Consider the following 13,331-nt stretch of genomic DNA (forward strand, 5'->3'; position numbering starts at 1 on the left):
CTTTATTTTACAATGCCTTTAGACTCTCGCACAAAGTTGATGATATTGTGTATCTCGTCACTCATCGGCACCTGGTCTTCAATCTTTTGCAAAGCATCGTGTATGCTGAAGTTACCTTGGTAAATCAGACGGTAAGCATTTACGATATGGCGTAGAATGCGTTCGGAAACCTGATGCTTATGTTGCAGTACAACAGCATTAATACCATGATAACCTGCCGGGTTACCATTCATGATAACATACGGTGGAACGTCTTTTGCTATGCGGCATCCTGACTGGATCAATACCCAGCTTCCGATGTGGCATTGTTGTTGCAAAATGACGTTACTACTCAGAATGGTGCAGTCACTGATACGACAATCACCGGCTACGATAGTCTTAAGTCCCAGTACGCAGTGGTTACCTACTTGCACGTCATGACAAAGGTGTACACCATCCATCAGGAAATTTTCATTTCCGATACGTGTAGCATCTCCTTCATGTGTAGCACGGCTCACAACTACATTTTCGCGAATGTCGTTCTGGTCGCCGATGATCAGCAGACTCTTCTCGCCCGTATAATGGAAATCCTGCGGAACGGTACCGAGTACGGCGCCATGATGCACTTTGTTCTTTTGCCCCAAGCGTGTGCCGTCGAGGATACGTGCACCGGACATGATAATACAGTCATCTCCAATCTCTACATCGCCTTCGATATATGCAAAAGGCTGAACCGTTACATTCTTGCCGAGCTTTGCGGCAGGATCTACAAATGCTAATGGACTTATCATAGTAATTAGTTTTTAGTTATTACTTTCTGCCTCCTCCGAGCGCCTGGTACAGGCTGATAACAGCTTGCATGCGGTCGAAAGTGTCGGATACCTCGGAGGTTTGTGCACTGAGGTAAGATTGCTCAGCAGACAGAACTTCCAGATACGTTGACGTGCCTAAGTTAAACAATTCTTTTGTATCTTCCGCAGCTTTGCGGGCAGAATTTACCTGAATCTCGCGAGAAATGGCCTTTTCGGAGGTCATTTGGTATTGATACAAGGCATTGCTCACTTCATTTCCAGCTTTCAGCAAAGTGGTCTGGAACTGGATTTTGGATTGTTCTTCCTGTGCTTTGGCCTGTTTCAGACGGGCGATATTAGCACCGCGATAGAACAACGGTTGTGTCAACGATCCTATAGCAGAAGCCAGTAGCTTGCTCGGATTTACAATTGCAGAACCTGCACTGTTGGTCCATCCTGCCGAACCGCTCAACGTAATCTGCGGATAGAAAGCTGCACGTGCGCTGTTGGTATTGTAATAACTTGCGGCAAGAGACATCTCGGCAGCCTTTACATCAGGACGGTTGGACAACAGTTGCAAAGGAATGCCGGCAGAGAATTCTGTTGGTAATTGTTGGCCTTCCAGTACACCACGTTCTATTTCCTGTGCCGGCTGATTCAGCATCAGGCAAAGAGCGTTTTCTGTTTCGCGAATGCTTTGACGCATGCTGGGCAGAGATGCCAATACCTGTGCGTAAGCTGCACGGGTTTGTTCTACTCCGGCAGAAGTAGTATTGTATATACCCGCATCCTTCATAGCCTCTACAGTTTCCACATTCTTTTTCAGGATATCGGCTGTGGATTCTGTAATCTGCAACTGGCGGTCGAGCATCAATAATGTGTAGTACATATTGGCCACATTGGCGATTACCTGAGTTTGCACGGCTTGTTCATAGAACTGTGTCTGTTTCAGAGATACCTGTGCGCCACGTTTCGGGTTCAGTATCTGGCCGAACAGATCAATCTGCCAGCTTGCTGTGACAGGAAGCGAATAAGTTTGTGTTGCTTTTCCCTTATCCCAGCTGCTTACGGTTCCTTGCGGAGACAGTGCAAGCGTGGGAGCATAAGCCAGGCGTGCAGACATAAGTGCAGCTTCTGCCTTCTTCACGTTCAGAGCGGCGCTGCGTAAATCAGGATTATTAGCAAGTGCTTGTTCGATGAGTGCTTGCAACTGAGGGTCGGTAAACACTTCCCTCCAAGGCAGGTTGCCGAAGTTTGCAGTATCCGCAGCCAGTGTATCGTTCACGATTGTCGTGTCGCGATACAGCCCGGCAGCCGTAATATCTTCGGGTCTGTCGTATGATTTGTAGATGTGGCAACTACTTAAAAGAGTAGTTGCACACATCAAAGTTATAATTTGTTTCTTCATAATGATAAAAGTATTTATACCTAATACTTATTTAGTGTATTGCTCAATTTCAGGTTCTGCATCAGAATTATCCACATCAGTCCATTCCATCGGTTTAATCTTCTCTTGCAGATATTGGAATGCAACGAACAGGGCCGGTACAATAAATATCTGCAGAATCATACCGATTAACATACCACCGATGGCAGAGGTACCCAGCGTACGGTTACCATTAGCACCTGCACCGGATGCCATCATCAACGGAATCAAACCGACGATCATGGCCAGTGATGTCATCAAGATAGGACGCAGACGGGCTGCGGCACCCAGTACGGCTGCCCATGTTATACTCATACCCATCTTACGACGGTCGAGGGCAAACTCAATAATCAAGATGGCATTCTTAGCCAACAGACCCATCAACATGATCAATGCAATCTGCATATAAATGTCGTTAGACATAGACCCCATTATCATCTTCAGAATAGAGATATTACCGATGGCACTCATACCGTTGACGAACAGGAAGCTACCCAACAGACCGAACGGAATAGACAACAGTACGGCAAGCGGCAGGATGTAACTTTCATACTGTGCACTCAGCAACAGGTAAACGAATACGAAGCAGAGAACGAAAATCAATCCCGTGGTACTACCACTGGTTTCAGCCTCTTCACGTGCCATACCTCCCAATTCGTAAGCGAAACCGGCAGGCAGGTTCTCTTTGGCAACCTCAGAGATAGCCGCCAGTGCCTGACCGGAAGTATAACCGGAAGCAGGAGCAACCATCACCTTCATAGAAGTATACAGGTTGAAACGGCTGATAATGTCGGGGCCGTATACCTTCTTGATGGAAACGAACTGAGTGATCGGGGCCATTTCATCACCGTTGCGCACCTTGATGCTGGATAATGATTCCAGATTCTTGGTGGCTTCGGGTTCTGCCTGAACCATTACACGGTACATCTTACCGAAACTGTTGAAGTTAGAGGCATACAGACCGCCGAAATATCCCTGCATAGTGCTGAGGATGTCACTCGGACTGATACCTGCCTTCTTACAGGCGGCAGCGTCGATGTCCAGCATATATTGCGGGAAGCTCGGATTGAAAGTCGTCTTTGCCGAGTTGATTTCCGGGCGTGCTTCCAATGCCGCATTATAAGATTTCACTACATCGAAGAAGTGGTTCAGGTCACCACCGGTCTTATCCTGCATGTTCAATTCGATGTCACTGGATGCAGAGTAACCCGAAATCATAGGAGGAGCGAAGAACAGTACCTGCGCTTCCTTGATAATCTTTTGTGCACGCATAAAGAGCGTGATGTATACGATGTTTGAATTCTGCATTGTGGAACGTTCGTCCCAGTTTTTCAGCTTGATGATGATAGAGCCGTAAGAAGGTCCCTGTCCGCCGATGAAGCTATAACCCGAAATCACTGTACGGGATGCAACGGCAGGCTCGGCAGCTACAAGGCTGTCCACGCGGTGCAGCACCTCTTGTGCGCGTTCCTGTGAAGTACCCGGAGGCAGAGTTACTACACCCATGATGGTACCTGTATCTTCGTTAGGCACCATACCCGTCGGAGTGATCTTCATGAAGAAAATCAGTAATACGATGGAACCGGCTACAAGACCAAAACTCAACCATTTCTTCTGGATGAAGAACAATACATTCTTCTTGTATTTCTTCAGCAGCTTGTCGTAAGCCACATTGAAGCCTGTATGGAAGCGGCTGATGAAGGTCGATTTCTTTTCGCCATGTTCTTCGTGCGGTTTCAGGAAGATGGCACACAATGCCGGGCTCAACGTCAAAGCGTTCAATGCGGAGAAACCGATAGCGATAGCCATCGTCAGACCGAACTGCCGGTAGAATATACCTGCCGTACCACCCATGAAACTTACAGGGATGAATACAGACATCATGACCAGCGTAATAGAAACGATGGCACCACCCAATTCACTCATGGCGTCGATGGAAGCGGCACGGGCAGATTTATACCCCTGGTCCAACTTCGCATGGACACCTTCGACGACGACGATGGCGTCGTCGACCACTATCGCAATGGCAAGCACCATGGCCGAAAGGGTCAGCAAGTTGATACTGAAGCCGATTAGTTTCAGTACGAAGAACGTTGCAATCAATGCTACCGGAATAGCGATGGCGGGAATCAGTGTAGAACGGAAATCCTGCAAGAAGACATATACCACGATGAACACAAGGATAAAGGCCTCAATCAATGTCTTGATTACCTCATGGATAGAGGCGAACAAGAAGTCGTTGGCACTCTGTGCGATATTGATATGCAAGCCCGAAGGCAGTTTATCGGAATAGTCATTCAACAATGCTTCCAAGTCGCTGATGGTTTGTGTAGCATTACTTCCGGCCATCTGGAACACGATACAGCTGACAGCTTTGTGACCGTTTACGGTATTATTGAAACTATAGGTCAGACGTCCCAGCTCGATTTCAGCGATATCCTTCAGACGGAGTACCTCTCCGTTTTCCATTGCTTTGATAACGATGTTCTCAAACTCTTCCGACTGTTGCAGACGTCCTTTATATCGTATTGTATATTGGAATGTCTGGTTACCACGTTCACCAAACTGTCCGGGGGCAGCCTCGATATTCTGTTCTGCCAAAGCTGCTGCTACGTCATTAGGTATCAGTTTATACTGGGCCATCACGTCAGGCTTCAGCCAGATACGCATGGAGTAGTCAGTACCCAATACCATCGCATCACCTACACCGGCAACACGTTTTACTTCAGGAATAAGGTTGATGTTGGCATAGTTTTCCAGGAACTCGATGTTGTATTGGTCCGTCTCATCATAAATAGAGAATACCATCAACATGGAAGTCTGTCTCTTTTGTGTCGTCACACCTACCTTGGTTACTTCGGCGGGCAGCAGACCTTGTGCCATAGATACACGGTTCTGTACGTTTACGGCAGCCATATCCGGGTTGGTGCCCTGCTTGAAGTAAACGGAAATATCGGCAGAACCACTGTTGGTGGCATTGGAAGTCATGTACATCATGTTCTCCACACCGTTGATCTGGTCTTCCAGCGGTGCAATGACGGAGTTCAACACCGTTTGGGCATTGGCACCCGTGTAGGTGGCGCGCACCGATACGGTTGGCGGTGCAATGTCCGGGTATTGGGTGATAGGCAAGGTTGCCAGACCAATAAGACCCAGGATTACTATCAGTACGGAGATTACCGTAGATAGTACCGGACGATTAATAAATCTATCTAATTTCATGTTATTTAGTGATTAGGGGTTAGTGATTAGTGATAAGTACCTGCGGTATAATGGCGCAGCCGCTTATCACTGATCACTAACCGTTAAACGTTAATTGAACGCAGTTTGGATATTACCTTCTTTCTGGTCTTTCAGTGCTTTCTGATATTCAGCTTCTTTTTCAGCAGGAGTGATGGGAGTGATAGATGCTCCGTCTCTCAGGTTCTGTACACCTTCCATTACTACTTTATCACCGGCTTTCAGGCCTTCGGTCACGTAGTAATACTTACCGTCGTTTAGCTTGAACACCTGAATTTCCGTATTCTTCAGGGTGTTGTCGGGCAGCACTACAAATACGAACTTCTTATCCTGTATTTCTGTAGTGGCAGATTGCGGTATCATGATAACGTTTGTCATCGGGTTGGGGAATACTACATTACCTGTACTTCCGCTGCGCAGAACATTACGCTTGTTGGGGAAAAGGGCACGCATGGTTACAGAACCGGTTTTCTGTTCGATTACACCACTGATCGTTTCCACACGTCCGCTGTCAGCATACATGGTTCCGTCGATGAGCTGCAACTGTACGTCCGGCATCTTCTCCAGAATTTCCTTGGTGCTGCCACCTTCGCGTATCTGTGAAAGTAATTGTCTTTCAGTCATGGAGAAGTAAGCATACATTTCGGATATATCGGCAACGGTAGTCAGCGGAGTAGCTACGGAAGGGCTCACCAGACTACCTACACGGTAGGGGATGCTACCTACTACGCCATCGCTGGGGCTGGTTACACTAGTATACGACAGATTGTTTTTGGCGTTTACTAATTGTGCTTCAGCTTGTGCCAATTGTGCTTTTGTTTGTGCCAGCTGATTCTCAGCCATCTGCAAGTCATAGTTGCTGATGATGTTCTTCTTGTTTAATTCGCGCTTGTTGTTCACGGTAAGTTCCTGCGTGTTTACTGCAGCTTTGGCTGTTTCAACAGCAGCTTTAGCTGAATTCACGGCAGCCTGATACTGTACGGGATCGATGCTGAACAGCACTTGTCCTTTGCGTACTACTGAACCTTCGTCTACATGTAATTTGGTGATGAAACCGCTTACCATAGGGCGGATTTCGACATCTTGTTTACCTCTGATTGTAGCCGGATAGCTGTTCGTTAAGTTGGCAGTGGTTGTTTCCACTGTAATCACTGCAAATTCGGGTGCTTTACCCGTAGTTTTGTCACTTTGTCCGCAACTGAACAGTGACAGGCAACATGCCAATAAAATCAATCTACTCTTCATACTTGTAATTATTCTCTGTCTTTTGGTTTATTTTTTCATCTTGTTGAATACAGGCTTTTCATGTCTTGTCATAGTTGGATTATGCGGAGGACAAAGGGGGAAAACTAAAAGCACTCTTCGGGTTTTCCGGCTGCAAAATTATCTATTTTTGAACAGATTAGTTCTATTTGCGTCTATTTTTAACTATGTTTCATACATATATTATATATAGGGCACTTTTCTGGCTGTATAAAGTGCTTTACTCCACTGCTTATACTTGATTGCTGAGTCTTAATCTTCCAAATATAAAACTTTATGGTTTTAGAAGTGGAACAATAAACAGACTTGAGATGTAATCCCCCCGGGTGTTTAGTTTCATCGAAGTTATTGTTAAGACTCTTATACTTTAGAACCTTTCCTCTATCTCATATGTTTTAACTATCTTCATGCTCTTTTTTGATAAAATACTGTAAAGCATACTGCTTATTAAGGGATAACCTTTATTTTTGCAGCATGTTACGTAACAAATATTCAAATATGAAATCTCTTTTCAATCGTTTGGCAGGTGTTGCCATCGTTGCTGCCGTGTTTTATTCCTGCGCCAGCATCGGTCGTCCGGAGGGTGGTGCTATTGATGAAACTCCCCCCCACTTCGTTGGTAGTACGCCTGTGCCGGGTGCACTCAATAATAATCGAAAGAAAATAACGATTGAATTCGATGAATTCATCAAGCTTGATAAGCCGGGTGAGAAGATCGTGATTTCTCCTCCTCAGGTGCAGCAGCCGGAGATAAAATCCAATGGGAAAAAGGTGGTGATCACCTTGAAAGATAGCCTTAAGCCGAATATGACTTATTCGATAGATTTTGCGGATGCTATTCAGGACAACAATGAAGGTAATCCGTTGCCCGATTTCGGATTTACTTTCTCTACCGGTTCTGTAATTGACTCGATGGCGGTATCCGGTACCGTATTGAATGCATTCAATCTGGAACCGGTGAAAGGTATGCTGGTAGGCATGCATTCCAATCTGGCGGATTCGGCCTTTACAACGTTGCCTTTCGAACGTGTAGGTCGTACCGATAGCCGCGGACGCTTTACGATTCGGGGGGTCGCTCCGGGTGAATACCGTATCTATGGATTGCAGGATGCCGACCAGAATTTCTATTATAGTCAGCCCACCGAGGTGATTGCTTTCGAAGACTCCCTGATTATTCCTTCTATGGATCAGCGGATGCGCTTTGATACACTTTGGAAAGACTCTCTGACGATAGATACGATTATGGAGAAGATGTATACCCATTATTCTCCGGATGATGTTATATTGCGTTGTTTCAAGGAACTTACTTTATCGCAACGTCTTATTAAGAGTGAGCGACCTGAACCCCGGAAGTTCTCCTTCTATTTCTCGGTTCCGGCAGACAGCTTACCATTGTTGAAGGGACTGAATTTCGATGAAACCGATGCTTTTATTGTGGAGAAACCTACCGGACGCATCGATACGCTGCAATACTGGATAAGGGATTCCTTGGTCTATCAGATTGATACCCTGAAGATGAGCCTTACCTATCTTTATACAGATACGCTCAATCAGCTGGTTCCCCGTACGGATACGCTGAAACTTGTGTCAAAGCTCAGACCCAAGTCCGAGAAAGAACTGGAGAAAGAGCGCGAGAAGAAAGAGAAAGAGCTTGAAAAGGCCAAAAAGAAAGCCGAAAAGGAAGGCAAGGAGTATGTAGAGCCGACGGTATTCTTGCCCGTCGATGTATATGCGCCGGGTACGATGGATATTTATGATTATATTTCCCTTACGTTCACTGAACCGCTGGCAAGTGTTGCTGATAGCACAATTCATCTGAAACAGAAGATAGACAGCTTGTGGCGCGATGTTCCTTTCGACTTTATTCCGGACTCATTGAACCTGATGCGTTACAATGTATATGCGGATTGGGAACCCGGTGAAAGTTATACCTTTGAGGTGGATTCTACGGCTTTCCAAGGAATATACGGCCTTTTCACCGATAAGGTAAAGAAAGAATTCAAGGTGAAGAAGCCTGAAGAATATGGACAGATATTCTTTGATGTGAGCGGGGCGGACTCACTGGCATTTGTTGATTTGCTGGATGCACAGGACAAGGTAGTGCGTACAGTACCAGTCGTCAATGGCAGGGCGGATTTTTACTTCCTGAATCCAGGTAAATATAGTGCACGCCTCATTAATGACAGGAATGGAAACGGTGTATGGGACACCGGAAAATATGAAGATAAACGGCAACCGGAAGAAGTGTATTATTACTATCAGGTGTTAGAGCTGAAAGCTAATTTTGACCTGACACAGAGCTGGAATATACATGATAGGCCACTGGATAAACAGAAACCGGGAGAACTCAAAAAACAAAAACCAGATGAAGACAAGAAAAACAAAAACCAGAATAACCGCAACTCCGGCAATCGCCGGTAAACGCGGATGGGTATTCTGCCTATTGGGAGCCCTGTTACTTACTATTGCTACACCTGCCAAAGCACAATGTACGGCAGAAAATACCGCTTTTCAATCCGGTGAGCATGTGATGTATGATTTATATTTTAACTGGAAGTTTATTTGGAAGAAGGTAGGGCTGGCAAGCCTGACAACTTTCTCCACAACTTATCAGTCGAAACCAGCCTACCGTTTCAACTTGCTTTCGGTAGGTAGTAAAAAGACGGACTTCTTTTTTAAGATGCGTGATACGCTGACATGCTATGTCAGTGAGAAACTGGAACCGCTTTATTTCCGTAAGGCAGCCGAAGAGGGTGACCGCTATACGGTAGATGAGGCATGGTTTTCTTATAAGGATGGTGTATCCAACGTAAAACAGAGGCGTATCTGGCACAATCCGGTTCGCGATCCGCAAGAGATGGAATATAGTGACAGCCGTTGTATCTTCGATATGCTGAGTATACTGGCGCAGGCGCGTTCTTACGATCCGGCAGATTATAAAGTAGGCGACCGCATCCTGTTTCCTATGGCTACCGGACGCAAAGTAGAAGAGCAAACGCTGATTTATCGTGGAAAAGAGGAAGTGAAAGCCAATAATGATACGATTTACCGTTGCCTTGTATTCTCTTTTGTAGAATATAAGAAAGGAAAAGAAAAAGAGGTGATTACTTTCTATATCTCAGATGACAAGAACCATCTTCCAGTCCGCCTGGATATGTATCTCAACTTCGGTTCGGCAAAGGCGTTCTTTAAGAGTGTACAGGGGAATCGTTATCCGATGACTTCGGCTATAAGAAAGAAATGAGGGGGTAGTGATTAGGGGTTAGTGATTAGTAGGCTGCGCTATCCGCACGGTGCTAATCACTAATCACTAACCCCTAATCACTAATAAAACGGTAACGGATCGCCTTTTCGGAATACGCTGGATTCAAACGTAGCAATCAGCTTTTCATCTTGGTTGGTGATGTCTATCTGATAATATCCGGTAGTACGTCCGATGTATCGTTCGCGTGCTTCGGCATACAACGTATCGCCCGGACCACTGGCACGCAAAAAGGTAATATTGGAAGAAAGGGAGAATGCCAATGAGCCATGCGAATTGGCTGCGGCAGCCAATGCCAGGTCGGCAAGGGTGAAAATAGCGCCTCCTTGTGTACGATGTCCTGCATTGAGGTGATTTTCTGTGATAACAAGGCGTGCTTTACTATATCCTTCGCGCACTTCCAGCAATTCTACACCGGTTTGTTCTGCAAAGAGATCTTTTTTGAAAAATTCTTGTGGAGTCATGTTTTTAATATGATTAAAAAGTTCAATCTGTATGATTTATGTGCAAATGTAACAATTTTGCCCTTTTCCTGTATAATTTAGGGGGGTCTTTTCTGTAAACCTGCGCTACATTTGCTGACGAAAGAATACGAAACTTTAATAAACAAATCATTATTATGAAAACAATCCTCACGACATTGGGAGTATCTCTCCTTGTTCTGGCGGGTTGCACAGGTCAGAAGCAGGCCGAAAGCAACTTTATCCAAGAGAATATTGATAATGCGGTGGCACAGGAGACCATTCAGACCGACATTATTGAGAAATCAGGAAAAATTCTGAATCCAAGAACCATTAACAAAGACGGTAGCATTGTGTATGTACCCATTGATGACTGGTGTTCCGGTTTCTTTCCCGGTAATATCTGGTATACCTATGAACTGACGGGTGACAAGAAATGGTTGCCGTTGGCTGAAAAGTATACTGAAGCATTAGACTCTGTACAATACTTGACTTGGCATCATGATGTAGGTTTTATGGTTGGTAGCAGTTACCTGAACGGATACCGTTTTGCTAATAAAGAGGAATATAAGCCTGTAATAATCCAGACTGCAAAATCTCTTTCCACCCGTTTCCGTCCGGCAGCAGGAGTACTTCAATCCTGGGATGCAGATAAAGGCTGGCAGGCACAGCGTGGTTGGAAATGTCCGGTTATCATAGATAATATGATGAATCTGGAACTGTTATTCGAAGCTTCTAAACTTTCAGGAGATTCTACTTACTATAACATTGCTGTGAAACATGCTGATACAACCATGAAGAATCACTTCCGTGATGATAATAGTTGTTATCATGTAGTGGACTATGATCCTGTAACCGGTGAGGTACGTAAGAGACAAACTGCGCAAGGCTATGCTGATGAGTCAGCCTGGGCGCGCGGACAAGCTTGGGCCATCTACGGATATACCATGTGTTACCGCTATACTCACGATCAGAAGTATCTGGATATGGCTGAGAAGATTTATAACTTTATCTTCAATAATCCGAACTTGCCGGAAGACCTTGTTCCTTATTGGGATTTCAATGCTCCTAATATTCCGAATGAACCACGTGATGCTTCTGCAGCAGCTTGTACGGCATCTGCTTTGTATGAACTGAGTACATACATTCCCGGCAAGAACTATAAGGAAACCGCAGATAAAATCATGGAAAGCCTTGGTTCTCCAGCTTACCGTGCCGAAGTGGGTACTAATGGCAACTTCATCCTGATGCACTCTGTAGGTAGTATTCCTCATGGTGCTGAAATTGATGTTCCATTGAACTATGCAGACTATTATTTCCTGGAAGGAATCATGCGTAAAAGAGACTTAGAAAAATGATAATCAATCGGTTTAGTTTGTTTTTGGGAGGCTTGGGCCTGTTTGCCTTGCAAGGCTGCAAAACCCAGCAAGAAGAGCAGGCGCAACTTCCAAATGTTATTTATGTCTTCCCCGACCAGTACCGCAATCAGGCAATGGAGTTTTGGGGACAAGACGGGTTCCGTGATAAGGTAAACTTCCGCAATGACCCGGTGCATACACCTAACCTGAATGGCTTTGCCCGTGAAGCACTGGTGTTGAGTTCCGCCCAGAGTAACTGTCCGTTGAGTAGTCCTCACCGTGGTATGTTGCTGACGGGTATGTATCCCAATAAGAGTGGGATTCCTTTAAATTGTAATTCAAATCGCCCTATCAGTTCCCTGCGTACTGATGTGGATTGCATAAGCGATGTGTTCAATAAGTCCGGGTATGACTGTGCTTACTTTGGTAAGTTGCATGCTGATTTTCCTACACCGAATGATCCGCAACGCCCCGGCCATTACGTAGAAGACCGTGTTCCGGCTTGGGATGCTTATACACCGAAAGAACGGCGTCACGGCTTCAATTATTGGTACTCTTATGGTACTTTCGATGAACATAAGAATCCCCGTTACTGGGATACGGATGGAAATCGTCACGATCCGAAAGAATGGTCACCGTTGCACGAGTCCAAGATGGTAGTTTCTTATCTGAAGAACGAGGGGAATGTGCGCGATCCGAAGAAACCATTCTTTATAATGGTAGGTATGAATCCGCCTCACAGCCCGTACCGTTCATTGGACGACTGTATGGAAGAGGATTTTAACCTGTACAAAGATCAACCTTTGGATAGTCTTCTGATCCGTCCCAATGCAGACAAGAAACGTGAGAAGGCAGAGAGCGTTCGTTATTACTTTGCTTCTGTTACCGGTGTAGACCGTGCTTTTGGTCAAATACTGGAAACACTGAAAGAACAGGGACTGGATAAGAATACGATTGTAATCTTTGCTTCCGATCATGGTGAAACCATGTGTAGCCAGTTTACGGATGATCCGAAGAACTCTCCTTATTCCGAATCTATGAACATACCGTTCCTGGTACGTTATCCCGGTCATATACAGCCGCGTGTAGATAATCTTCTGATGTCTGCACCGGATATCATGCCGACTGTCCTGGGGTTGTGTGGTTTGGCTGATTCCATTCCGGCCAATGTGCAAGGACGTAACTGGGCACCACTTTTCTTCGATGAAAAGGCGGAAATTGAACGTCCCGGTGGTGCTTTGTATATCCAGAATTTGGATGGAGACAAAGATGCGGATGGTAAGGTACAAACTTACTTCCCTTCTTCAAGAGGATATAAGACAGCACGTTATACTTTGGCTTTCTATATTGATAAGAAAGACCATAAGTTGAAGAAAAGCCTGTTGTTTGATGATGAAAAGGACCCTTATCAGATGAATAATCTTCCGTTGGAAGAAAATAAAGAGATCGTTGCAGAGCTTTGCCGTGAGATGGGCAAGGAGTTGAAAGCAATAGACGATCCCTGGTATAAGGAGCGTATTCTTTCCGACATGATACCTTACTAAAACTCTC

Annotated in this window: 9 protein-coding genes; 4 read left to right on the top strand and 5 right to left on the bottom strand. The window is 45.3% G+C overall.

Annotated elements, in window-relative coordinates; translation table 11 throughout:
- Positions 1–2: 2 nt before the first annotated feature.
- The 4 genes from lpxA to DW036_RS00520 form a co-directional block, all read right to left on the bottom strand.
- Entirely contained in the window at positions 3–770 is a 768-nt protein-coding gene (gene lpxA, locus DW036_RS00505) for an acyl-ACP--UDP-N-acetylglucosamine O-acyltransferase (RefSeq protein WP_118460451.1), read from the bottom strand.
- A 19-nt stretch (positions 771–789) separates the two neighbouring features.
- On the bottom strand, positions 790–2,178 hold the full coding sequence (locus tag DW036_RS00510; protein ID WP_118460453.1) for a TolC family protein: 1,389 nt from the start codon (positions 2,176–2,178) through the stop codon (positions 790–792).
- A gap of 27 nt (positions 2,179–2,205) precedes the next feature.
- Positions 2,206–5,418, bottom strand: a complete 3,213-nt coding sequence (locus DW036_RS00515) for an efflux RND transporter permease subunit (protein ID WP_118460454.1) — start codon at positions 5,416–5,418, stop codon at positions 2,206–2,208.
- A 90-nt stretch (positions 5,419–5,508) separates the two neighbouring features.
- The gene (locus DW036_RS00520; protein ID WP_118460456.1) at positions 5,509–6,681 is read right to left on the bottom strand and encodes an efflux RND transporter periplasmic adaptor subunit; all 1,173 of its coding nucleotides are present in this window, start codon (positions 6,679–6,681) and stop codon (positions 5,509–5,511) included.
- 516 nt (positions 6,682–7,197) lie between these two features.
- Here DW036_RS00520 and DW036_RS00525 point away from each other — a divergent pair.
- Complete coding sequence (locus tag DW036_RS00525) at positions 7,198–9,120, top strand: Ig-like domain-containing domain (protein WP_118461128.1); 1,923 nt, start codon at positions 7,198–7,200, stop codon at positions 9,118–9,120.
- Positions 9,065–9,943 carry a DUF3108 domain-containing protein gene (locus tag DW036_RS00530; RefSeq protein WP_118460458.1) on the top strand — a complete coding sequence of 293 codons (879 nt, stop codon included), beginning with the start codon at positions 9,065–9,067 and terminating at the stop codon, positions 9,941–9,943. Before DW036_RS00525 ends, DW036_RS00530 begins: the two co-directional genes overlap by 56 nt.
- An 80-nt stretch (positions 9,944–10,023) precedes the next feature.
- On the opposite strand, the gene DW036_RS00535 is transcribed toward DW036_RS00530, so the two are convergent.
- Complete coding sequence (locus DW036_RS00535; protein WP_118460460.1) at positions 10,024–10,425, bottom strand: PaaI family thioesterase; 402 nt, start codon at positions 10,423–10,425, stop codon at positions 10,024–10,026.
- Between the two features lie 155 nt (positions 10,426–10,580).
- Between DW036_RS00535 and DW036_RS00540 the strand changes: the two genes are divergently transcribed.
- Entirely contained in the window at positions 10,581–11,780 is a 1,200-nt protein-coding gene (locus DW036_RS00540) for a glycoside hydrolase family 88 protein (RefSeq protein ID WP_118460462.1), read from the top strand.
- The gene (locus DW036_RS00545) at positions 11,777–13,324 is read left to right on the top strand and encodes a sulfatase (RefSeq protein ID WP_369905551.1); all 1,548 of its coding nucleotides are present in this window, start codon (positions 11,777–11,779) and stop codon (positions 13,322–13,324) included. The genes DW036_RS00540 and DW036_RS00545 overlap by 4 nt, the downstream gene beginning before the upstream one ends.
- Positions 13,325–13,331: the final 7 nt, after the last annotated feature.

The sequence above is a fragment of the Bacteroides sp. AF39-11AC genome, assembly GCF_003474285.1.
Classification (GTDB): Bacteria; Bacteroidota; Bacteroidia; order Bacteroidales; family Bacteroidaceae; genus Bacteroides.